General features: G+C 36.6%; 20 protein-coding genes and 1 pseudogene. All 21 read left to right on the top strand.

Translation table 11 applies throughout. The annotated features are described in order from the left end of the window. Positions 1–3: 3 nt before the first annotated feature. Entirely contained in the window at positions 4–348 is a 345-nt protein-coding gene (locus tag H0486_RS10470) for a P-II family nitrogen regulator (RefSeq protein ID WP_228352955.1), read from the top strand. Beyond that, the gene (locus H0486_RS10465) at positions 332–1405 is read left to right on the top strand and encodes an ABC transporter substrate-binding protein (RefSeq protein WP_228352954.1); all 1074 of its coding nucleotides are present in this window, start codon (positions 332–334) and stop codon (positions 1403–1405) included. The genes H0486_RS10470 and H0486_RS10465 overlap by 17 nt, the downstream gene beginning before the upstream one ends. Then, complete coding sequence (locus tag H0486_RS10460; protein ID WP_228352953.1) at positions 1405–2190, top strand: ABC transporter permease; 786 nt, start codon at positions 1405–1407, stop codon at positions 2188–2190. Before H0486_RS10465 ends, H0486_RS10460 begins: the two co-directional genes overlap by 1 nt. A gap of 5 nt (positions 2191–2195) precedes the next feature. After that, entirely contained in the window at positions 2196–3026 is an 831-nt protein-coding gene (locus H0486_RS10455; RefSeq protein WP_228352952.1) for an ABC transporter ATP-binding protein, read from the top strand. 241 nt (positions 3027–3267) lie between these two features. Beyond that, entirely contained in the window at positions 3268–4110 is an 843-nt protein-coding gene (locus tag H0486_RS10450; RefSeq protein WP_228352951.1) for a sugar phosphate isomerase/epimerase family protein, read from the top strand. Next, positions 4109–4582, top strand: a pseudogene (locus tag H0486_RS18570) (methyl-accepting chemotaxis protein); the annotation flags it as partial. The gene H0486_RS10450 and the pseudogene H0486_RS18570, both read left to right, overlap by 2 nt. Then, positions 4583–4747, top strand: coding sequence for a hypothetical protein (locus tag H0486_RS18565; protein WP_330594488.1), 165 nt, complete (start codon positions 4583–4585; stop codon positions 4745–4747). A gap of 115 nt (positions 4748–4862) precedes the next feature. After that, a complete protein-coding gene (locus H0486_RS10440; RefSeq protein WP_228352950.1) occupies positions 4863–5678 on the top strand; it encodes a CheR family methyltransferase in 816 nt (271 codons plus the stop codon). Between the two features lie 31 nt (positions 5679–5709). Next, complete coding sequence (locus tag H0486_RS10435) at positions 5710–6756, top strand: protein-glutamate methylesterase/protein-glutamine glutaminase (protein ID WP_228352949.1); 1047 nt, start codon at positions 5710–5712, stop codon at positions 6754–6756. Positions 6757–6847: 91 nt separating this feature from the next. After that, positions 6848–7339, top strand: a complete 492-nt coding sequence (locus H0486_RS10430) for a pyridoxamine 5'-phosphate oxidase family protein (protein ID WP_228352948.1) — start codon at positions 6848–6850, stop codon at positions 7337–7339. 375 nt (positions 7340–7714) lie between these two features. Continuing rightward, on the top strand, positions 7715–9181 hold the full coding sequence (locus H0486_RS10425; protein WP_228352947.1) for a helix-turn-helix transcriptional regulator: 1467 nt from the start codon (positions 7715–7717) through the stop codon (positions 9179–9181). 241 nt (positions 9182–9422) lie between these two features. Beyond that, positions 9423–10583, top strand: a complete 1161-nt coding sequence (locus tag H0486_RS10420) for a MerR family transcriptional regulator (protein WP_228352946.1) — start codon at positions 9423–9425, stop codon at positions 10581–10583. Between the two features lie 101 nt (positions 10584–10684). Next, positions 10685–11092, top strand: coding sequence for an ABC transporter permease (locus tag H0486_RS10415; RefSeq protein ID WP_323163566.1), 408 nt, complete (start codon positions 10685–10687; stop codon positions 11090–11092). Positions 11093–11191: 99 nt separating this feature from the next. Continuing rightward, on the top strand, positions 11192–11815 hold the full coding sequence (locus H0486_RS10410) for a TetR/AcrR family transcriptional regulator (RefSeq protein ID WP_228352945.1): 624 nt from the start codon (positions 11192–11194) through the stop codon (positions 11813–11815). 1 nt (position 11816) lies between these two features. Continuing rightward, positions 11817–12554: a CPBP family intramembrane glutamic endopeptidase gene (locus H0486_RS10405; protein ID WP_228352944.1), complete on the top strand. Its 738-nt coding sequence runs from the start codon at positions 11817–11819 to the stop codon at positions 12552–12554. 71 nt (positions 12555–12625) lie between these two features. Then, complete coding sequence (locus H0486_RS10400) at positions 12626–13411, top strand: amidohydrolase family protein (protein ID WP_228352943.1); 786 nt, start codon at positions 12626–12628, stop codon at positions 13409–13411. 212 nt (positions 13412–13623) lie between these two features. Continuing rightward, positions 13624–15723 (top strand): methyl-accepting chemotaxis protein, encoded by a 2100-nt coding sequence (locus tag H0486_RS10395; protein ID WP_228352942.1) that lies wholly within the window; start codon positions 13624–13626, stop codon positions 15721–15723. Positions 15724–16027: 304 nt separating this feature from the next. Then, on the top strand, positions 16028–17488 hold the full coding sequence (locus H0486_RS10390) for an ABC transporter permease subunit (protein WP_228352941.1): 1461 nt from the start codon (positions 16028–16030) through the stop codon (positions 17486–17488). A gap of 32 nt (positions 17489–17520) precedes the next feature. Beyond that, a complete protein-coding gene (locus H0486_RS10385; protein ID WP_408647630.1) occupies positions 17521–18459 on the top strand; it encodes a carbohydrate ABC transporter permease in 939 nt (312 codons plus the stop codon). Positions 18460–18531: 72 nt separating this feature from the next. Then, positions 18532–20301, top strand: a complete 1770-nt coding sequence (locus tag H0486_RS10380) for a type 2 periplasmic-binding domain-containing protein (RefSeq protein ID WP_228352940.1) — start codon at positions 18532–18534, stop codon at positions 20299–20301. Positions 20302–20671: 370 nt separating this feature from the next. After that, positions 20672–24085, top strand: a complete 3414-nt coding sequence (locus tag H0486_RS10375) for a glycoside hydrolase family 2 TIM barrel-domain containing protein (RefSeq protein WP_228352939.1) — start codon at positions 20672–20674, stop codon at positions 24083–24085. Positions 24086–24234: the final 149 nt, after the last annotated feature.

The raw sequence follows: 24234 nt of genomic DNA, 5'->3' as shown, positions 1-24234 counted from the left end.
CACATGAAGGAAGTTGTTATTATATTGCGTCCCAAAATGTATTTTAAAACGAAACAGGCTCTTGTTGATGCAGGCTTTCATTCCATGACTGTCAAAGAGGTTGTAGGAAGAGGAAAGCAACCGGTTCAGTACGATATGGATAATGATGACAGTGAAATACGACATAGAGTTGTTGCTAAAAGAATGATTGAGATGTATGTAAGGGATGAAGATGTCCAGTGCCTTATTGATACCGTTGTAGAGGTGAATAAAACAAATCAGGCAGGTGATGGAAAAATATTTGTAATGCCTGCGAAAAATGCATTTCGTATTCGAACAGGCGAAAAAGAAAATGATGCAATTATTTAATAAACTTAAGAAGGTGATGGTGATGATTATGATGAAGAAAATATTATGTCTTAGTTTGATAACAGTTATGTTAGTAGTCTGTGTAGGGTGCAGCAGTTCCCCTAAATCGGAGAGCACTCAGAAAACAAGTCAATCTCTGGTAAAAGGTACGGAAGATAATCCGTTTATTCTGGGAGTAAGTCCCATGTCAGGCTGGTATGCATGGTATGGTATAGATGGAACAGGGATATTTAAAGATAATGGTGTCAATGTAACGATCAAATTCTTCCCTGTATATAGTGATTCTTTAACGGCCTTCTATTCTGGACAGGTGGATGGGATCTGTATTGCTGGTTCAGATGCAATTGCTCCATTAAATGAGGGAGTTGATTTTAAGATAGTTCTTGTAAATGATAATTCATATGGCGCAGATGGTTTAGTAGTCAAGGAAGGAATTAATTCTATCAAAGATTTACAAGGCAAAAAAGTAGCTACAGAAGTAGGTACCCTGGAGCATATGTTTCTTCTGAAGATACTTAATGATAATGGGATGACTATAGATGATATTGATTTTACTAATATGACAATTAATGATGCGGGTCCTGCATTTATTGCCGGGAGTGTTGATGCGGCAGTGCTTTGGGAACCAACTTTATCAACAGCAATTCAGGTGGGCGGAATTCTCCTTTACAGTACAAAGAGTGAGCCTGGATTGATTCCAGACACCTTAGCAGTAAGAAGTGAAGTAATTAACAACAGCTCAGATACAGTACAAAAAATCGTTGACTCATGGTTTGACGGAGTTGATAAGCTAAATGTGCGAGATAAGGATTTTATTCAGGAGATATGTGATAGAGCAGAATTAAAATATGAAGACTATTTGGTAATGTTAGATGGGGTTACTATCTTTGATAAAGCTATGAACCAGAAAACCTTCCAAAAGGGAAATGATTTTACATATCTTAACTACACCTTGGAAAAGTCCGCAGAATTTCTGGTGGACACAAAAATGATAGAAAAAGAGCCGGAGGATGTAAGTGTACTTCTTGATGATACTTATATTAAGGGGGCGGATTGATGATCAATATAAAAATCAGAAAAAAGATAGACAGAAAGAATTATACCCTAATGGCTATCATATCATTTGTCATTATACTATCTGCATGGTACATAGCGAGCTCAAGCGGGGCTATAAGTGAAATATTCCTTCCAAAACCTCAAAATGTAATCAACTACTATATCAAAGCCATTAGTGATGGCTCACTCTGGAATAACTCAAAAATAAGCATCTACAGAATAACTTTAGGATTTCTTTATGCAGTTATACTTGGAGTTCCGGTTGGCATTCTGACCGGAACCTTCAAGAAATTCGAGGCAGTAATCAGACCATTATGTGAATTCATAAGATATATGCCGGTTCCTGCTTTTTTACCGCTAATCATGGTTTGGATTGGCATTGGAGAAAATGCTAAGGTAACCGTTATCTTTATTGGAACCTTCTTTCAGCTGGTATTAATGGTAGCAGATGATGCGATGAGTGTACCGGATGATCTGATTAATGCAGGCTATACTTTGGGAACGAATACAAGAAAGGCAGTATTTAAGATTATCATCCCGGCTATGATGCCAAGATTAATGGAAACATTACGCATGATGATTGGTTGGGCATGGACCTATCTCGTAAGCGCCGAACTGGTTGCAGCCGACACGGGATTAGGGTATACAATTTTGAAATCTCAGCGTTTTCTTAAAACAGACGCCATATTTGCAGGAATCATTCTAATTGGTTTACTAGGTCTTATAACGGACCGTATCTTTGCTCTTGTTAATAAAAAACTATTCCATTGGGCTGAAGGGGGATGACAGAAATGCAATTGTTTAGAATAAGGAAAAGTAAACTGCCTGAGCAAAACAGTCATATTGAAGCGAACCTGGCAAACAGTAAAATATATGTGAAAGACCTTAACAAAGTGTATCATTCGGTAAAAGGTGACACTGTTGCGATGAAAGATGTTAATATAAATATTCTTGAAAATGAGTTTGTATCCATCGTTGGCCCGTCAGGTTGCGGAAAATCGACCTTACTTAGAATGGTTGCAGGTCTTGATGTAGCTACATCCGGACAGATAGTAATTAAAGATAGAAATATTATCGGTCCCGGGGCAGACAGAGGAATGGTATTTCAGGCATATACTTTGTTCCCGTGGATGACAGTCGCTGATAATATTAAGTTCGGGCTTAAATTGAGAAAGATCCCGTCCAAAGAGCAGGAGGAAATTACCGATAAATATCTCAAGGTAATCAAACTTGAAAAGTTTCGAAACAGTTATCCCAAAGAATTATCAGGTGGTATGAAGCAAAGAGTAGCAATTGCTAGAGCTCTCGCAAACAGCCCTGAAGTATTGCTGATGGACGAGCCTTTTAGCGCCCTTGATCCTCAGACAAGGGCGGATATGCAGTTATTAATAAGACAAATATGGCAGATAGAAAAACCGACTATTATGTTTGTAACCCATGATATTGAAGAAGCTATCTTCTTATCCAGCAAGATATACGTACTTACTTCAACTCCGGGAACGGTTAAAAAAGAAGTTCCGGTAATATTGCCATATAACAGAGATTTATCATTAAAGGATTCAGAGAGGTTTATCCAGATTAGAAAAGAAGTAAATTCTTTGATTGAACATAAAAGCCTGTAGTACATGTATTGAACTTCATTGCCTAGGAGCAGTTAAATATACTCCTAGGCTTTATTTTGGTTATAAGGAGAATTAGTATTTCGTTATTAGTATATGGCACCGACAAATTGAATAGCTTACCGGCTTTATACTTTATAAAATATAGCAGATGAAGTATAATATGATAAGGAAAGTTGAGTATCGTTAATTACGCTTACAGATAGTAACTCAAATCAAAATACAATGAGAAGGAGAGACATCCATGAGAATTGGCGGAGGAATAGAAAGGCCATATAGCAATCCAGATGAATGGTATAGTCTGGTGAAGGAATTGAAATACAGGGCGGTTTTGGCTCCAATAGATTATCGGGCAGGTAGAGAAGAGAGGCAGGCATACTTACAATGTGCCAGGGAACATGATCTGGTAATTGGAGAAGTTGGCGTTTGGAAAAATGTCCTCTCAATGGATGATATGGAACGAAAGGAAGCAATGGAATTTAGCAAACATCAACTTGAACTGGCAGATGAGCTAGGCGCAAACTGTTGTGTAAACATAGCGGGAAGCAGAGGAGAAATATGGGACGGCTTCTATAAGGATAATTATTCCGAGGATACGTATGCACTGATTGTTGATTCTGTCAGAGAGATAATCGATTCTGTTAAACCAAAGCGGACCTTTTTTACGATAGAGTCTATGCCCTGGATGATACCCGATTCACCGGATGATTACCTTCAGCTAATCAAGGATATTGACAGGAAGGCGTTTGGAGTGCATTTGGATTTTGTTAATATGATCAATTGTCCAAGGAGATATCTCTTCTGTGACGAGTTCATTGAAGAATGCTTTACCAAACTCGGACCTTACATCAAGAGCATACATGGCAAAGATGTCGTAATGGACAATGCTTATACAACATTAATCCATGAGACCATGCCAGGAAAAGGAGTAGTAAACTATCAAAAGGTAGCCAGACTTTGTGAAACGCTTGGACCGGATACTACATTGTTTGTTGAACATTTGCCGGATTTTGAAAGTTATAGAAAGGCATCAGCATATGTACGTGAGCAAGCTGCTTTAGCAGGGGTAAATACGGAGTCCATTTAATAAAATTATCAAGGTTATCGATGATATTGCTTTCCAAACCAATATTCTTGCTCTTAATGCGGCGGTAGAGGCAGCCAGAGCAGGCCAATATGGTAAGGGCTTTGCAGTTGTGGCAGAGGAAGTAAGAACGCTTGCAGCTAGATCAGCAAATGCTGCAAAGGAAACGACAGAAATGATTGAAAACTCAATTAAAAAGGTCGAAGAAGGAACAAAGATTGCGAAAGATACAGCAGAATCACTCAATAAAATAGTTACAGAAATAGATAAAGTCGCAAATCTTGTAAATGATATAGCGATTGCATCTAATGAGCAGGCTTCTGGTATTAATCAGGTGAACCAAGGTATTATGCAGGTATCCCAAGTGGTACAGACTAATTCTGCAACATCTTAGGAGAGTGCTGCGGCTAGCGAACAGCTGTCTGCTCAGGCAGAGTTACTAAAAGATCTGGTTAAACGGTTTAAGCTCAAGAGAATGACAATTTCGAATAATGAGGAAATCAACCCAGAAGTTCTATCAATGCTTGAAAGTATGGTGGAAAAGAAGTCGAATAAAAATTCAGTCGTTACTGAGAATAAAGAGAATGCAAAACCGAAAACAACGATTAATTTAAATGATAATGATTTTGGTAAGTATTAAGTATTATCGGTATAATAAACATTAATTATAGAATGTAATTATTCAAAGGGCTGTTACTATTGATTCCATATCAGAATTCATTGTAACAGCCCTTTATTAGAAGGTGGGTACACGGGTGATAGTGATTACAAATAAAGAATTTGAACAACTAGCTGCTTATATTAAGGCAAATTACGGAATACATCTTAGAGATGAAAAAAAGACCCTGGTTACAGGAAGACTTCAAAATGTTCTGATGCAAAATAACTTTAAAAGTTTTACAGAATATTTTGATTATATCAAGTCGGATAAAACAGGGATGGCGGTACATACATTAATTAATAAAATAACGACCAATCATACTTTTTTTATGCGGGAGGAAAAGCATTTCTACTATTTCAGAGACATCGTTCTTCCTTACCTATCAAAGGTTGTATTAAATAGAGATATTCGGATATGGAGCGCAGGCTGCTCATCAGGTCAGGAACCCTATACTCTTGCGATGATTATGGATGAGTATTTTGGAAAAGAAAAGCTTTGGTGGGATACGCAAATCTTAGCAACGGATATATCAAGTAATGTACTAGAAAAAGCTCTTGCGGGAGTCTATCATAGTGAAGAGATTCAAACATTAAACCCAAAGTGGAAATTAAACTATTTTAATAAAATAGATAATGAAAATTATGTAATTTCTGATAAAATAAAGAAAGAGGTTATTTTTCGAAGATTTAATCTTATGGAGGAGCGATTTCCATTTAAAAAGAAGTTCCATGTAATCTTCTGTAGAAATGTTATGATATATTTCGATACGGAAACGAAGAATAAATTGGTTAATAAATTTTACGATCAATTGGAATATGGTGGATATTTATTTATCGGACATTCGGAATCATTAGTTCGGGGTGAGGCAAAATTTAATTATGTTCAACCCGCAATATATCGTAAAATCTAGATTCTGCTAATCTAAGTAACGGGGTGATTTTATGGATAATAAAAAAATCAGAGTTTTGGTTGTAGATGACAGTGCAATCTTTCGTCAAATCATAGCAAAAGGCATTTCTTCTGAAGCTGAGATAGAAGTGGTGGCCACTGCAAAGGATCCCTTTGAAGCAAGTGAAATGATCATGAAGTATGAACCGGATATTATGACTTGTGATGTGGAGATGCCCAAAATGAATGGAATTGAATTTGTTAGAAGACTTCTGCCTCAATATACAATTCCAATCATTATGGTCAGCGCTGTAAACGGAGCAGTATTTGATGCAATTCATGCAGGAGCTGTTGATTTCGTAAGGAAGCCAGATGGGAATTCTGTTAAGAGCGTAGAGAATTTTATCTATGATTTGATTAATAAGATAAAAATTGCATCTAAATCAAAAGTTATCTACAAACCAGACTACTCGCCGCTAAAACCCTCGGTACCTAGGGTAGACGATAAAGTAGTGAAACGAGAGTATAATCCTAATCATATTATTGCCATTGGAGCTTCAACCGGAGGTACAGAAGCAATCTATGATATCTTAAAAACAATGCCAGAAAACATACCCGGAATTGTGATTGTTCAACATATTCCACCTGGATTTTCACGGATGTTTGCTGATCGTATGAATACAAGTACACCTCTTGAGGTGAAGGAGGCAGCTACTGGGGATTACGTTAAGCCAGGGAGAGTACTAATTGCTCCCGGAGATCAGCATATGAAGATAAGAAAGATAGGCAATCAATATAAGGTGGATTGCTTTGAGGGAGAAAAAGTGAATGGCCACTGTCCTTCGGTGGATATTCTGTTTGAATCTGTTGCAAAAGAAGCAGGTAGTAATGCGATTGGCGTAATCCTGACGGGAATGGGATACGATGGGGCCAAAGGGTTACTTACCATGAAAAGAAAAGGTGCGAAAACAATTGGACAGGACGAAAAATCATGTGTTGTCTATGGAATGCCAAAGGTTGCTTATAATCTTGGAGCAGTAGATAAGCAATGTTCACTGGAATATATCACTCCCATGATTTTGAAAATGTTATCCACATGAGTTTTTATATTTTATAAAAAATTGTTCACAGACATCATTTCCAGCAATTCGACTCTGCGGAGATGGTTTGTCTTAAAAGGAGTATACTGTGATGCGAAGAAAAGACAGAGAAATTACCGATATGATTGAAATCATCAATATTTTAAAGAACTGTAATACGCTAAGGATTGCTATGAATGGTGAAAATTACCCTTATATGGTACCAGTATCCTTCGGCCTCGAAGTTATCAATGATACGCTAACGCTATATTTTCATTGTGCGAAAGAAGGTACTAAGCTTGACCATATACATGGTAATGCCAACGTCTGCTTTGAAAGTGATATCTTCCTCGGTTATGAAAAGACTGCTCGCGGAATAACAACGCGGTATAGAAGTGTTATTGGCTTTGGTAGATGCATTCTTGTTGAAGATTCCAATGAAATTCTGTACGGCATGTGCAGTATAACCAGTCATTGTGGTTTCTCGGATTATCCCGTAGACAACTGCCCCGAATTGCAGCATACGAATATTTATAAGATCGAAGTTGATTCTATTACTGGCAAGAACAATCTACCAGCGGGGTTAAAGGAAAGAAACGATTGAAATAATTAAGTAAAGTTGAGTTAAAGGAATAGATAATATATAGATTAAGGAGAAAGACCTGCTACTCAACGACACATGTAAATATGGTACTTTAATTGCTAATTTTATATGAAAAGGTGTAATAAAATGGAATTTTGGATGTTGTCGACGAAAGGGGAATTCCGACAGGACAAACGGTTGAACGTGAAAAAGCACATGAGGAAGGTATCAGAAGAACCAATTAAGGCACTGCATTTACCTTGATGAGTTGAATATGGTGAAGAGTGCTTCTTCATAATATCAAAATGGATATAAGACTTGACAGATCTCCGTATGAAAAGACATGACTTTTTAATTTATGATATTCTATAATTTCCCTTGAAGGAGGGAGTGTATGTGAATTGGATAGAAAGCTTATCGAGAGCTATACAATACATCGAAAATCATTTGACTGACGATATCAATTCTGAAGATGTGTCAAAACAGGTTTATTCATCAAGCTCGCATTTCCAGTTTATTTTTCATGTGGTTTTGGGCATAACTGTCGGAGAATACATTCGTAACAGGAGATTAAGCTGTGCAGCCCAGGAATTAATGAAGCCGAACAGTAAAATCCTTGATGTGGCTATGCGATATCGGTATGACTCCAGTGAAAGTTTTTCGAAGGCTTTTACTCGTTTTCACGGCTTTCCTCCATCGAAGGTGCAGCAGAATAAGATTAAAATATTCTATCCGCTGTCCATTAATATATCAGTTCAAGGAGGATTTAGTATGTCACGCCGCTTAATTGACGAGTTCTATTGGAGAGATACCTATGAGCATGAGGATGAGAAGCTGAGCAATGAAGAAAAATATAAGAGACTTATTACCTGGGCAGGTAAGGCGAGAGAGCAAAACCCAAATGTGTTTGATGCGCTGACCGAATGGATTTTGGATAATTCACAATGGAGTGACGATAAAATATCTGAAAACGAGCAAATACTAATGCAGGGTGTGTTCACACGGTTTAAGGAGCAAAATGCGCAGCTTCGTGCCTGCCTGCTTGAGTTAGAACCCTCTGGTGTGGTTAATCCAGCTGTATTTAAGGCACTTGACAGGTTTGATGAGGAACTTTCGGGTCATAGTCATGATACAAGACTACAGCCGGTGGTTACCAGAGTGTTTTCTGATTTTTCAGCAATGCGTGAACGCAACATAAGAGAGCTAATTGCCGGAAGTAAAACCGGACCTACTGGCACAAATACAGTTGAGTTATATGGATATATAAACTACTTAAAGGACTGTGATGCAGCTGTGCAGTGGGCACTGTTTATGCCAGAGGTAGTTACTATGCAGCAAAATGGTTTCAAGGTTGACAGCTTTGAGTATATAAAAAAGCCCGCTATGCGTTTTATTGGCCGGGAGGGCGACGAGTTAAGCAATATAGAAGTTCGCAGGCGACTCTTTAAAACACTTGATGAAATGAGTGAGTTCAACTCCGAACTTACTTATGATGTATTATTTATGCACCATTATGGCTTAGGTGTCGATATAGGTCCGTGGCACGGTGTATGGGGAAGGTTTATGAAGGCTGAGACCCCTGTGCCGGAAGGCTGGCTCTATTTTGATTTTGAACCGGCTAGCGATGGTAAGGTTGGGCCTCCTTACGTTTCACAATTTGCTTATGCCACCTTCTCCGGTGATGTGGAAGCAATGCACAGACGTGAGGGGTTTGACAGTGATGCTATGTACGATATCACCAGGAACATTATGCTTGGTTCAGGAGTCAACATTCCTTATCCCGAAAAGTACTGGACTGCTGAGGTATTCTTAAACGGTTACGAAAATTACAGCACGGCTTATATGTTTAGCGCCGAGCTTTAATATCAACAGTAGAAGTGAGAGATTGAATTTTCATAACACATTATAACCAACAAGGCATCCTACGCTACTATTTGCGTAGGATGCCTCACTTTTTTATAGAGAAATAAATAATTCAGAACTAATCATTAATGATTGACTCTGACATTATGTCATAGTGTATGATGAACATAGGGGTTATAATTAATTAAATTCTTCACCGGTGAAAATTATAAGACTTGTGTATGCCAATTGGAGGTGCTGTATGAGGACTATAAAACAAGTTTCAGATCTTTCTGGAATAAGCGTACGAATGTTGCATTATTATGACAAAATAGGATTACTTAAACCAAGCAAGATTACAGATTCAGGCTATAGACTTTATGACGATGAAGCCATTATGCTTCTACAGCAAATTATGTTTTATAGAGAGCTTGATATACCACTAAAAGAAGTAAAGGAAATTCTGTATAGTTCTGATTATGATAGAACCAGGGGTTTGGAGAAACAGAAAAAGTTACTAATAATAAAGCGCGACAGATTAAATGATTTGATTGAACTCATTGATGAAACATTAAAAGGAGGTAAAGAAATGAGTTTTAAAGAATTTGATATGAGTGAGTACTATAATGCATTAGAAGAATTTAAAGAGGAATTTTCAGATATCATTATAAACAACTTAGGTGGTATGGACAAATATAATGAGTTAATTGAAAAATGTAAATCTAATGAAGCGGATATTGCTAAAATGGCAATAAAACAGTATGGCAGTATAGAAAAATATGTGGAAGCAATGAAGAAAAATTTCCGAAGTGACATTTTTACAATAGCAGAACAATATGATAAGTTCAAAAAAGATTTATTGAAGGATGGACATCCTAAATTAGCGGAGCTGTTTCAGAAGCTGTTATCTTATTTGGGAAATGAACCTTCATCAATAGAGGTTCAGCAAATCGCTGAAGAAATAAAGGGTACAATTAAAAGGGATTATGAGCTTTTCAACATGGACGAAGATAATTGCTATTGGAATTCTGTGATTCAAATTTATCTGGTTAATTCTGAATGGATAGATGCGGTTGACCAGAAATATGGTAAAGGTGCTTCTAAATTTATAGGTGAAGCGCTTAAAGAAAATTTAGGTGAAGCACAGCCAAAGTTAAGTCTACTTTACAAAAAGCTTACCAGTGATTTAGGTAAAGATCCATCTTCTATCGAAATCCAGAATGTTGTAGAAGATATAGTAAAGGAAACAGCAAATCAGAATGAAATGTTAAAAATAGAAGTAGGAGATAATTATTGGGGGTATATGGCGGAGGTATACTTATCAAACACTGCCTTTCAGCATGCAACGGATAGAAACTTCGGAGATGGTGCAGCTGTCTACATCGGTACTGCGTTAAAACATTATGTGGAGAATAAAAAGTAAGGAGTGCGAATAAGTAAATAATTATTGTGTGATTTATTCTAAGCTGCTTTTACACGAATGGGTTAAGTGTAAGGCAGCTTCTTTACTAAAATAAATTATAAATCTATGTTAGAATCAGAAAGAAAAACAGGATAAATCTGTCAGGCATTTTTATAGGGGTCAATGTTTCCTTGACAGAATTTATAGAAGGCTTAAAGCTTTATTTTTTATCAGGGCTTTTGATGTTTATAAGCATTTTACCTATTCTGCTTGTATCCATCATTGCAAGAAAAGGCTTTCTTCTTTCTATATGCATCAGTATTGTTTATTCACTGGTCTCATTCCTTGCTTCATGGGTTGCACCGTTAGCAGCTTTGCTGCCGATTGATGTTGCGTGGAGAATCATGGATTTAAAGCAATTTGAAATGAGCTATTCCTTCCCCATGTTTATATCGTATGTAAGCCTTGTATTTTTCGCTGTTATATCAATTACGGGGATACTTTATATATCAAGAAAACAAGAGGCATAGGATAAGCCTATATATAAGACGCTACCTATATTGGCAATAATATGAAATTATGGTACAATGACTAAAAATATAAAATAGTCATTGGTAGGAGTAGATATTTTGGCTAGACATTTTTCTGATCATGAAAAGCAGTTGATAAAGAAGAGGCTATTAATCGAGGGAAAGAAGCTGTTTGAGAAATTTGGCGTAAGAAAAACTAGTATTGATAAAATTGTTGAAAAGGTTGGTATAGCAAAAGGTTCCTTTTATAATTTTTATACTTCCAAAGAATCATTGGTCTATAACTTAATTATGGATATTGAAGTTCAAATGCATAAGGAAGAAATGGATAACTTGCACGAATTCTTAATGAAATATGAATTTCCAGAGGCGCTAAAATTTACAGTCTTGAAATCATTAAGTTATATGGATAAGGAGCCATTATTGCATATTCATAATGATCCACAATTACTATATGAAATATGGACGAAACTCGGTGAAGAAGAAAAAGAGCGAGGAGCCCTTCAGGATCAAAATAGGGTGATGGATTTCATTGATAAAGCAAAGCAAATGGGTTATGTGCTGACCGTGTCTGATGAAGTCTTTAATGCATCTCTGATGAGCTTATTTATGATATATGTTAATCAAAATATGATAGGTCGATCTGGACAGGAAGCATTAGAGCTAATCATGAAGTCAACTTTTGATTCACTGTTTATTAAAGGTGAGAATGGAGGGATTTGACATGAAGGAAATGGATTTGAAAAAGGCAATGCTTTTTTTTGGAATTCCAGGGTTAAGTATTTTTGCTATGTTTAATTGGGCATACGAAGTATTGATAAAGATGAACATTTCGATACATTGGTCAGCGTATTTATGCTTATGGGGGCCAATACTTGTCATGGTTGGATATATATTCATCCGATATTTCACAAGTGAGCATAGTTTTAAAAAGTATTTTATGATTGGTAGACTAAGTAAAAAGCAAATATTAATCGTTATTGGTGCATTCATTGTAGTGCAGGTGTTAGAATCGTTATTAAGCTTTTCCAGGCCATTTCTTGCGTCACTGCCCGGATTTCATGTTCCAAGTTATTATCCAGATCTTTTTAGAACAGATATGGATTTAAAAGTTCCGCTTGACACTTTTCTCGGCATAAAAATGAATAGGAATGTCTTCCCGATATTTTTCTGGCTATTGTGGTTGGTTACGAATATTGGCTGTGAGGAATTGTTGTGGAGAGGATATGCACTGCCCCGAATGGAGAAATACTTTGGCAAATGGGCATGGTTAGTAAACGGATTACTATGGAATATATGTATTCATCTATTTATGAGATGGTCGTTTATTACACTTATACCAGTAACTTTGATTGTTCCTTATTTATGCCAAAGGTATAAATCGATTTGGCCTGGAGTAATTATTCATGGATTAGGAAACTTACTGGTATATGCAATATTAATACCTAGCATACTCTATTAATAGAGATTTATCTACATAAGAACAGGAGGGTTATTATTAAAATTATAGATGGGCATGCACATGCATGTGGAATGTTATTAAATACGAATCAAGTTCTTAATTACATGAATGCCAATAATATTGATAAAGTTATATTGACTGCTGGTGAACCCAATAGTCAAAAGGTATATAGATTGCCGTATTTAGCAAAAGTCTTTACTAGTTCAACACTTATCTATGCAAATAATGCATTGACAGCCATGATTATTCGAATCAGTAAAATGAATAGACATATAGACCAAGGAAATGAGAAAGTGGCTCTTATGGCTCAAGAATGTCCGGAACATATAATGAATACTTATTGGATTAATCCAATAGAAGAAAATTGTATACATAAAATGGATGAATTTCGTAGAAAATATTCATTTAACATGATAAAAATGCATCAATGTTGGACTAAGTTTGACATGGAAGACAGAAGAATAGATAAAGTTATTGAATGGGCAGAATTATACCAGATACCAGTCTTTATACATTTGAAGTCGAAAGATCAAGTTAAGAAATTTATATTGCTTACCAAGAAATATCATAGAGTAACGTTTATACTTGCGCATTTAATTGGAGTTGAAGAGTTTAACAGAACGATAGGAGATAATGTTTACTTCGACATATCATGTCCGTCACTTCATTCGGTTAAGATGCTGAAGAGAGCATGGAGTAGCTTTGGTGCTGGAAGATTATTACTCGGTAGTGATGCTCCCTATGGAATAGATAATATAAATCTAGCAATAAGGCAATTGCACGAAGTCGGAATGAATAAGGATGAAATTGAATTAGTTTGCTATAAGAATATACAGAAATTATTGAATATAACATAATATTAATCAAAAATCCCCATAGATCGAATCTTCATATGATCTATGGGGATTTTGCTTGCTTTAAAAATGGTTCCATGCGTGGAAACATATGGAAAATGGGGTGTTTCAAACATCAACTGTAAGTTGTACAGGTAGAATACTACTTGATAGCGTTCTACCTTCAATTGTGATACGTTCTATTTGTAGTAAAACTCGAGAAGGAGGCATTACAAATGAAGAGAGCAGTTAAGTTGGGGAAGTTTAAATTGGATAAATTTAAATTGAGTCAAAAACTAGTGGGTATTCGTCAAAAGCTGATAATTTCCTTTTTAGTTCCGGTTGTATTCTTGTTGATATTAGGTGTCAGCTCATACAGTAAATCATCGGAGGGTTTCAAAAAGAATTATGAGCAATCGTCTCAAAGCAATGTGGAAATGACAGCCACATATATTGAGTATGTATTAAAGTCACTTCAAGAAGTAGCCTTTCAATATATTAGCAATGATGAAATGGCAAGTTATATTAATGGGCTATACAAAAATGATAAGACGAAGACAGTAGCTGTTCGTGATAAGACAAATGCAGAGCTTGTTAAAAAATCAGAGTTGGACAGGTTTGTTAGCGGGATTTATATTATTCCAAGTAGTGGGATGGGAGTACTTTCCAGTAGTGGTAAAAATATGGATGGTTTCTATGATGATTTGAAAAAAGAGAAGGAAGGTGCTAGTTTATCTGAAAAAGGTACTAGTACATATTTTATAGGAGATCATCCTTTCATGGATAAAAAGATGAATTTGTCAACAGATGACTATATATTTAGCCTGATGAGAAACTTTAAAAGTCAAAATGCATGCATCGTTGTTGATATAAATAGAAAGACCATTAATTCTATATTAGACGAAGTAAATCTCGGACGTTCCAGCATGGTGGCTGTAATTACATCTGACGGTAAGGAATTAGTGGTTGCACGTGATAGTAATGGTGAGATTGCTGAGAATACGGATGCTACTTTCTATAATATGGAGTATGTGAAAAATAGTTTTGAATCAGAAGATGTGAATACCTTACAATATGTTAAATATAATTCAGAGAGTTATTTATATCTGAGCTATAAGATTGAGAATACAGGTATCATTGTTGCAGCTATGATTCCGAAGACGACGATAATGGCGCAGGCAAACAGCATTAAGGTTAATACACTATTACTGGCATTTTTGGGCTGTTTAACAGCTATCTTAATCGGGACATTTATATCGAACAGCTTAAGTAAAACCACCCGAAATATCGTTAATCAATTAAAGAAGATATCAGCTGGAGATTTATCAGCTGAATTAGTTGTTAAGCGAAAAGACGAATTTGGTACGATTGCCTTAACGGTAAATGAGATGAATTCAAACATTCGTAATTTGCTGGACCGAGTGATGAAGCTATGTGAAGTAGTGAACGAATCTTCGGTTGATGTTCATTCGGCTACCATATCAATTGCTTCATTAAGCCGTGAAATGACGTCAGCAATAAATGATATTGGGCAAGGAATCAGTGTTCAAGCCAATGATGCGCAGAATTGCCTTCTGCAGATGGATGAATTATCGAAGAAGATTACCGATGTGGATGAAAAGGTATTAGAGATAGAAAAGGTAGCAGATGAAACAAGGAACATGATAACTTTCGGCATTGGCAATATGGAAGAACTTGCAGTTCGATCGAATGAAACGAATGAGATTACCGGATATGTGGTAGGACAGATTATGCAATTAGAAGAAAAATCAAAAGCAGTTATGGAAATTGTAAGTGCAATGAATGAAATATCTGATCAGACCAATCTATTATCTCTTAATGCATCCATTGAAGCTGCAAGAGCAGGTGCGTATGGCCGGGGGTTTGCAGTGGTTGCCTCAGAGATAAGAAAGTTAGCCGAAAAGGCAATGACCTCCGCACATGATATTGAAAATGTTGTAAAAGAAATAAGAAATCAGACGGCAGAAACAGTAGCATCTGCAAAAAAAGCAGAGAATATTGTAGAATTGCAGAATAACATAGTAAATACGACTGTAAATTCTTATCATAACATGAACCAGGGATTGGAAAAATTACTACATAATTTAGACATAATTGCCCAGAGTATGGGTAATATGAATGGAGCAAGAGTAAGTACCTTAGGTGCTGTAGAGAATATTTCGGTGGTATCAGAAGAGTCTCTGGCTGCCTCCGAAACGATTGCAGGAACAATTGATGTTCAATCAAAAACAATGGAAGCCCTTGAGAACTCAGCGGATAAATTGAAAGAAAATGCGAATGAACTACGGGATGCCATTAATCGCTTTCGAATATAATAATATTACTATTCATAGAGAGTATGCTTCACAAAGAAGGATACTCTCTTTTTTTACCTTTTTTATTGCAAAGGGAAAGCTTGAAGTGGTTTAGTCCAGTAGAGGATATAAGGACAGGTAGAAAAAAACTACTTATTCTACCTGACGTTGAGTGACTTGAATTACGCTCGATTGTACTCAACTATTGATAGTTATAGAATCTTAAAGTAACAGTGGCTAGAACAGGGGTTATTAATATGACCCATGTAAATTAGAAATGCGACATAAATAGCAATACGATGAAGTGAAGGTGGAGGACCCAGAGATGAATACGGAAATGAAGACAGAGATAAAAAATGCAAGATTGGAGAATATAAGCTATCTTATTTTGAGATTAATTATATTAATGATGGTAGTAATGTTATTTGTACCAGCTCTTAATCCGGCAAAGATATGCGGCTTTCTAAATGATAACTTATCGCTTTTTACATCAGGATTTTCTTATTCACAATTAACAGACGGATTTGGACGAGCATTTACTAAAGGTTGGGTTTTACGATCCACAATGAAACTTCTTAATATATCGAGTTTAATTTCAATCATTGGAATTGTAATTATAGGGATCAGTGGTTGTATGACACTCGGTAATCTGAAATTAAAGAGGCTTGGAAACGTGCTGGTAATAATAGGTTGTATGCTGACAGCAGGAGGCTTATTCGGAAGTTATCGGGCGTATGTTCAGATTTCACAAACGACGAATCCGGAAAAGATCCAACCATCATTTCCAAACGGCATTTGGATATTCATGCTATGTATCTTAATCATTCTTATCATATCTGTTTTGCTTCTAATAATCCAACCAAAAGCAAGCAATAACATGAAATATGAAATGAAAGATCAATTTACATTATTTTTGATGATACTACCATTTTTGGCATTATGCATTGTATTTAGTTATCTGCCTCTGTGGGGCTGGCGTTATGCATTTTTCAATTTTAAGGTTGGAGATACTCTTAGTGGGGATAATTTCGTAGGCTTTAAGTGGTTTACGTATTTATTCAAAAACAGTGCGACAGTGAATGATATTATTAGAGTATTGAAGAACACTTTGATGATGAGTTTTATAGGACTTGCTATGAGCTGGCTGCCTATGGCATTTGCTATTTTTCTTAATGAGATCAGGAATTCGAAAATAAGGCGCTTTGTACAAACCTTTACTACAATACCTAACTTTATTAGCTGGGTTTTGGTATATGCAGTTGCATTGGCGATATTTTCATCAGATGGATTTATCAGCTTAATCATGGTCAATTTGGGTATATGGGATTCCGGTAAAAACTTATTAATGAGTGATTCCTTTACCTACTTAAAAATGTGGCTATGGGGTACCTGGAAAGGACTGGGCTGGTGCTCAATCATCTATATTGCTGCAATTTCTGGCATTGATCAGCAACTATATGAAGCAGCAACTGTTGATGGAGCCGGACGATTTGGAAAAATGTGGCATGTCACAGTGCCTGGCCTGATACCGACGTTCTTTGTATTACTACTTATGTCAATTGCTAATATCTTAAGTAATGGTATGGATCAGTATCTTGTATTTGAGAATGCTACGAATACCAATACAATTACTGTACTTGACTTATATGTTTATAAGCTTGGTATAGATCAAGGCTTAATTCCAATATCTACTGTAGTAGGAATGGTAAAATCGATTGTCAGTGTTACCCTACTGTTTATAGCGAATAAGTTTTCGAAGCTCATCCGTGGTGAAAGCATTATATAGGAGGAAATGGAATGATTAAGTCTGAAGGAAAAATGATGAATGATAAAAAGCAAAGGCATGAAGATAGAAGTGGTAAGTTACAAGCTAAGACTGGAAATATTATTTTTAATACCATAAACTACATAGTTTTCATTAGTTTTACTTTGTTGTGCATGTTCCCGTTTTATTACATTTTTATTAATACGATCAGTGATAACAGTTTGGTTCGTGCGGGCAAAATTAACTTTTTACCAAAAGGGATTCATCTAGGTAATTACATTGCACTCTTTGGCATTAATGACCTTTCCACTTCATTCTGGGTAACCCTAACAAGAACAATCGTTGCAACTGCTTTGATGGTTTTCGCCTCCGGTTTTGTTGGGTATCTTGTCACTAAGAAAAAGATGTGGGCTAGGAGAATATGGTATCGTATGCTGATTATTTCCATGTATTTTAATGCTGGTCTGATCCCATGGTATTTGAATATGTCAATGCTCGGTCTAACCAATCGATTTGCGGCATATATCATTCCGGCTATTGTTGCACCGTACAATATTATTCTTGTTAAAACATACATAGAATCAATACCTGCAGAGTTAGAAGAAAGCGCGAAAATCGATGGAGCGGGATATTTTGTAATCTTTAGAAAGATTATTTGGCCTCTCTCTAAACCGATACTTGCGACCATCGCAATCTTTGGTGCTGTAGGTAACTGGAACTCCTTTACGGACTCATTAATACTAATGCAATCAAATTTCTCATTATATACACTGCAGCATAGATTGTATATATACTTGAATTCTTCGTCCAATTTAAAAGCATTGATGCAGTCAGGAGGAGTAATCTCACAATCCATGATTGATAATCAGTTAAACAGCAAGGTAATCAGCTATACCATATCTATGATAACGGCAATTCCTATTCTATTAGTATATCCATTTATGCAGCGATATTTTGAAAAAGGTATCATGATGGGTGCTGTAAAGGGATAATAATGATTTATTACACGAAAGTGTATTAAATATAAAGAATTAAATTTGCCAAAATGGCAGAACGGAGGGTTTATGAAAAAGAAAAGATTAGTATCATTACTGATGGTGGCAACTATGGTATTTTTACTTGTGGGTTGCGGTAAAAACAATGCATCTGAGAGTAGTACAACTGATGATGTTAAGACTACTCAGGCACCGGTTTCTTCTGAAGAAGAAGGGGGAACAGATACGGGGAGTGAAACGCTGGATGATATTATTCCCAAGGAAACAGTTACCCTTGTGGTGTATGACCAGTTAGCAAACTATTCAGGGGAACAAATTGGCTGGTTTGCTAAGGTTATGTTGGACAAGTTCAACGTTAAGATTAACATTATTCCGGAAAGTGAAGGTACATACGAAACACGTATGGAGTCCGGCAGCTTAGGTGATATCGTTATCTGGGGTGATAATACAGATCAGCAGGCACAGGCAGCTGATAAAGGAATGTTATTTGATTGGGAAGAAGAAGATATCTTAAATCGTTTTGGCTCATACATAGCACAGAACTGTACTACAGCATTGGATAGTAATAGATCAAGATTCAATGGCAAGATTTATGGCATCGGTGGTGAAGTGGCAGATTCCAGAGAAACAATCTCCGATTTCCAGTATACCTGGGATATTCGCTGGGACTTATATGAGAAGATTGGAAAACCAGAGGTTAAAAATCTGGATGATATGTTTAATGTGTTAGTTCAGATACAAGAAGCATGTCCTACCGATGACAACGGTAATAAGACATATGCAGTATCCATGTTTAGTGACTGGGATGGTGATACCGTGAACTTCCCAGCGGATCTTGTTAAGGCATATTATGGTATCGAGAGTTCTGGATTTGGATTCTATGATTCTGACAACCAGGAATACTATGATATTTTTGATGAAAGGTCACACTATATTGAGGCACTTCAATTTTACAATAAGTTATTCCAGAAAGGACTTGTAGATCCTGACTCCCAGACTCAGGGCTGGAACGGTTTTACAGAAGATATGCAAAATGGTACTGCTCTATGGAATACAATAAGCTGGATGGCAAGCGGTATGTATAATACGGATGCTCATCTATCCGAAGGAAAAGGTATGTATTCCCTCGTACCAAAGGATGCATCTCCACTCAACTGGGGACAGAGACCAGAGGGAAGCAATCGTATGTGGTCTATTGGAGCTGATACGGAATATCCGGAATTGTGCATGGCAATCATCAACTGGTTATATACTCCGGAAGGTGTATTGACAGCACTCTATGGTCCTAAGGATGTATGCTGGTATTATGGAGATGATGGTAAGACATATTTTACTGATCTTGGTAAAGCTTGTAGCAAAGACGTTAATACTAGTTTTACCGGAGATTATTCAGGAACCTTTGGTGACGGCCAATTCTATATGAATAATCGTACTTGGAGTCCTAATGCTATCAATCCGGAAACAGGAGAACAATATGAACAGACTAGATGGGCTAGTAATAAGACAGTAGCTCAGTATGATATTGATCAGAAATGGAGAGACTGGTCAGGCTTTGAGGATAGATTTGACTATATCACCTCAGGAAAATATAAAGTTATATTAGGTGTTAACTATGTAGTAGAACCAAGATCTGATGAATTAACCGTTACCTGGAATCAAGTAGCCGACTGCATTAAAACCAATTCATGGAAAGCAATCTATGCATCCTCCGATGCAGAATTTGAATCGATTGTAGCGAATATGGAAGCCGAAGCTAAAAGCTATGGATTTGATCAATGTATGGAATTCCAATTAAAGCAGAATGAAATTAGAAGAGCAGCAGAAAATGCAGTAAAATAATTCTTAAGGGGATGTTTCATAATACGTTCGTGAGGACAATTACTTGCCTCACACACAGACGGAAGAACAATTTCTGATTTTGCATGTCTCATTCGAACATTAATTTTCGCCTGAGCCATGCAAAACACAGCAATATGTTCTTCCGACAGTGCATTATGGTAAGTAATTATCCCCGCTGATAGATTATGAAACATCCCATTCTTTTTTATAGATAGGTAAGTAATGAATGAGTTCCTGCTCTTAACAAGGATTCAAGTGGTAATCGATTTACCGTCTACAACTGGGAGATAAATATAATTGGAGTGTTAAGAAGTAAAGATTGAGATTCGAATATCTCTTGAAAGTACAAAATAAAATAGGGGATAATAAAATGAAGGAATTATTTAATAACAATTGGAAATTTACAAAGCAACCAATAGGAACAGAATTGGATGTTATTGACAGTTCGAATATTAATTGGGAAACGATAGATATACCCCATGACTGGCTTATATATGATGCAAAGAACTTATATGAGACTAGTGAAGGCTGGTACAGGAAAAAAATCATTATAAAAAAGCAGAAGAATAAAAGATACAGTATATGCTTCGACGGCGTTTATATGGATTCAACTGTGTTTGTTAATAATCAAAAGGTTGGTGACTGGAAATACGGATATTCATCATTTGAATTTGACATTACAAATTATCTGACGAATGGTGCTAATGAAATAAAAGTGAGAGTAATCTATCAGCACCCAAACAGCCGTTGGTATTCTGGAGCAGGCATTTACCGTAATGTCTGGTGGAAAACGACCGATCAGGTTCATTTTGTTACTGATGGGATATACTTTACCGCTAAGAAAAATAATCAAGGCTGGACAGCTGAAATTGAAGCAGAGTATAAGAGTGAATCAGGTGAGTACAATTATGCATTCATCCGACACACTATTATCAACATGAGAGGTGTAAACGTTGGTATCTGTGAGCAGAAAGTGAAAGTATCGAATGAGAGAAGGACAAACCTTCAGACAATATATATAGAACAACCGGTTCTTTGGGAATTAGAGTGTCCATTTTTATATAAGTTGAAATCAGAGTTGATTTGTGGAGATAGAGTCCTTGATACTGTGGAACAGAGTATCGGATTTCGATCTCTTCGATTTGACTGCAATGAGGGATTTTTCTTAAATGATAAACATGTTAAACTTCACGGTGCTTGTCTGCATCATGATCTTGGTGCACTTGGAGCAGCGGTCAACAAAGTAGCATTAAAACGTCAACTACTCCTGTTAAAAGAGATGGGAGTGAATGCTATCCGAACCACTCATAATATGCCCTCAAGGGAGCTTATGGAATTGGCTGATGAAATGGGGATACTTATAGTATCTGAGGCCTTCGATATGTGGGAAAGGAGCAAGACAAAGTTTGATTATGCCAGGTTCTTTAATGAATGGTGTGAAATCGATGTGAAAAGCTGGGTCAGAAGAGACCGAAACCATCCTAGCATAATCATGTGGAGCATAGGTAATGAGATTTATGATACCCATGTGGGGGAACGTGGATTAGAGTTAACCAGGATATTAAGAGATATTGTACAAAAGAACGATCCAAAGCAAAACGCATATGTCACAATTGGTTCTAATTTTTTAAGATGGGAGAATGCTCAAAAATGTGCTGAGCAGGTGCCGGTTGTGGGATATAACTATGGAGAGTTTTTATACGAAGAACATCATAAGAAATACCCTCATTGGGTTATTTATGGCAGTGAGACGGGAAGTACCTTAAAAAGCCGAGGAATCTATCATTTTCCTGCCAGTGAAGTTGTTGTGTCGTATGAGGATGAGCAGTGTTCTTCTCTTGATAACTGCTGCACCGGTTGGGGAGCAGATAATATTCCGGCTAATATTATTGATGACAGAGATGCCAAGTTCAGTCTGGGACAGTTTATATGGAGTGGTTTTGATTACATAGGTGAGCCGTCGCCTTATACTACCAAGAACAGTTATTTTGGCTTAATTGATACAGCTGGTTTTAAAAAAGATGCCTTCTATCTGTATCAGGCGGAATGGACAGATTATAAGACGAATCCGATGATCCATTTACTGCCTTATTGGGATTTCAATGATGGACAGCTGATAGATATCCAGGTTTATTCTAATGCACCGAAGATAGAATTGTTTTTTAATGATGAATCTCTTGGTATTGTAGAAATAGATCATCTTCACGGTACAGAGTTAGTTGGAAAATGGCAGCTTCCATATCAGAAGGGGACCTTAAAAGCAGTTGCATATGATGAGAAGGGTAGCGTAATTGCTACGGAGGAGCAAAGTTCCTTTGGAGATGTAGCACGACTTGTAATGAAAGCAGATAAAATGACAATGATAGCCAATGGACAGGATATGATTTTCGTTGAAATATCGGCTGAGGATGAGAATGGTGTTGCTGTAGCCAATGCAAATAACCGCGTTGAAGTGAAAGTTAGCGGCGCAGGTCGACTTGTAGGATTGGATAACGGAGATAGCACGGATTATGATTCTTATAAGGGCACCAGTAGAAGGCTTTTTTCCGGAAAACTTTTAGCAATGATTGCTGCAAAAGAGGAGGCAGGTAAAATAACGGTTAAGGTAACATCGGAAGGGCTTGATCCACAGGAGATGATACTAGATTCAATTCAAGGTGTCAGACAGAAAGGAATATCAGCCATTGTAGAAAATACTGAATCAGAAGCTGTTCGGGAGATTCCGATTCGGAAAATTGAATTATGCAACTTAAGTACAAATAATCTGAATCACGATAACATGAGCACACAGGTTCAAGCAAAATTGTATCCATCCAACACCACATATCATGATTTGGAGTGGAAGGCTGTTACAGATAATAATATTATTACTGATATTGTGAAAATTAAAGTAGAGCGAGATACAGCCCGACTCACAGCAGTCTGTGATGGCAGCTTCCGCTTAAGATGTACTGCGAAGAATGGAAGGAACAAAACGGAAATAATCTCTGAACTTGAGTTTCAGATAACTGGTGTCGGAAAAATGCTATTCAATCCTTATAAGCTGGTATCCGCTGGTCTGCATAACTGGAGTAATAAGAAAATCCATAGTGGTCTACAGGGAGGCCTGTGTACGGATCATGGCCTTAATTATATAGGCTTTCGAGATGTGGACTTTGGAGAAACTGGTTCAGATGAAATTACTATACCAATTTTTCATTTAAGTAATAATCCAACTCCGATTAAGGTGTGGAGAGGTATTCCCGGTGAGGAGGATAGTGAACTATTATTGGCTTCCTATTATCAAAAGGACTATATATACAATGTTTATATCCCTCAGACCTATCGCCTGTCGAAACGTCTCCAGGGAATCCAAACGATCTGTATAGAAACTATTGATAAACTGGATATTCAGGGTTTTTACTTTACTGATTATGATAAGATTTATGGAAGAATGTCAATTAAGGATAACTCACGGATCTATGGTGATGCATTTACCATTACTGAAAATGCGATCGAAGAAATTGGTAATAATGTTACGATTGAGTTCGATAATATGAATTTTGGTGCAGAGGGTGTCAGAAAGCTGATTATATGTGGAAGATCAAGAAACGATATTAATACAATTCATGTCCATTTTAAGAGAACGGATTCATACGACTATCAAATACTAGAAGTACCCTATTCCTCAGAATATGAAGAATATGAGTTTGACTTAAGTAATATAAGTGGAATGAATCAAATCAGCTTCACATTTCTACCTGGAAGTTCCTTCGATTTTAAATGGTTTCAATTCAAAAAATAAAAATAGAATATGGGGAAATCAACCAGTAGTTGATATGAAGTGATGTCAAAGTGATGTCAGGTGAATTTATTGATTGTACTCTACTTTAAGTTGTGATAAACTATAAAGGTAGCAGGAGTTAATATAGTTTGTTTTATTATGGGGAGTAC

Source organism: Variimorphobacter saccharofermentans (genome assembly GCF_014174405.1).
Lineage (GTDB): Bacteria > Bacillota > Clostridia > Lachnospirales > Lachnospiraceae > Mobilitalea > Mobilitalea saccharofermentans.
Note: the sequence above shows the minus strand (reverse complement) of the source record. Positions and strands in the feature narration are given on the sequence as shown.

What these genes read in the sequence shown, in the direction of transcription:
- H0486_RS18565 (WP_330594488.1), top strand. Translation starts at nt 4,583, where the DNA reads ATGACAATTTCGAATAATGAGGAAATCAACCCAGAAGTTCTATCAATG.
- H0486_RS10390 (WP_228352941.1), top strand. Translation starts at nt 16,028, where the DNA reads ATGAATACGGAAATGAAGACAGAGATAAAAAATGCAAGATTGGAGAAT.
- H0486_RS10455 (WP_228352952.1), top strand. Translation starts at nt 2,196, where the DNA reads ATGCAATTGTTTAGAATAAGGAAAAGTAAACTGCCTGAGCAAAACAGT.
- H0486_RS10460 (WP_228352953.1), top strand. Translation starts at nt 1,405, where the DNA reads ATGATCAATATAAAAATCAGAAAAAAGATAGACAGAAAGAATTATACC.
- H0486_RS10420 (WP_228352946.1), top strand. Translation starts at nt 9,423, where the DNA reads ATGAGGACTATAAAACAAGTTTCAGATCTTTCTGGAATAAGCGTACGA.
- H0486_RS10430 (WP_228352948.1), top strand. Translation starts at nt 6,848, where the DNA reads ATGCGAAGAAAAGACAGAGAAATTACCGATATGATTGAAATCATCAAT.
- H0486_RS10395 (WP_228352942.1), top strand. Translation starts at nt 13,624, where the DNA reads ATGAAGAGAGCAGTTAAGTTGGGGAAGTTTAAATTGGATAAATTTAAA.
- H0486_RS10405 (WP_228352944.1), top strand. Translation starts at nt 11,817, where the DNA reads ATGAAGGAAATGGATTTGAAAAAGGCAATGCTTTTTTTTGGAATTCCA.
- H0486_RS10465 (WP_228352954.1), top strand. Translation starts at nt 332, where the DNA reads ATGATGCAATTATTTAATAAACTTAAGAAGGTGATGGTGATGATTATG.
- H0486_RS10375 (WP_228352939.1), top strand. Translation starts at nt 20,672, where the DNA reads ATGAAGGAATTATTTAATAACAATTGGAAATTTACAAAGCAACCAATA.
- H0486_RS10400 (WP_228352943.1), top strand. Translation starts at nt 12,626, where the DNA reads ATGTTATTAAATACGAATCAAGTTCTTAATTACATGAATGCCAATAAT.
- H0486_RS10450 (WP_228352951.1), top strand. Translation starts at nt 3,268, where the DNA reads ATGAGAATTGGCGGAGGAATAGAAAGGCCATATAGCAATCCAGATGAA.
- H0486_RS10470 (WP_228352955.1), top strand. Translation starts at nt 4, where the DNA reads ATGAAGGAAGTTGTTATTATATTGCGTCCCAAAATGTATTTTAAAACG.
- H0486_RS10385 (WP_408647630.1), top strand. Translation starts at nt 17,521, where the DNA reads ATGATGAATGATAAAAAGCAAAGGCATGAAGATAGAAGTGGTAAGTTA.
- H0486_RS10435 (WP_228352949.1), top strand. Translation starts at nt 5,710, where the DNA reads ATGGATAATAAAAAAATCAGAGTTTTGGTTGTAGATGACAGTGCAATC.
- H0486_RS10380 (WP_228352940.1), top strand. Translation starts at nt 18,532, where the DNA reads ATGAAAAAGAAAAGATTAGTATCATTACTGATGGTGGCAACTATGGTA.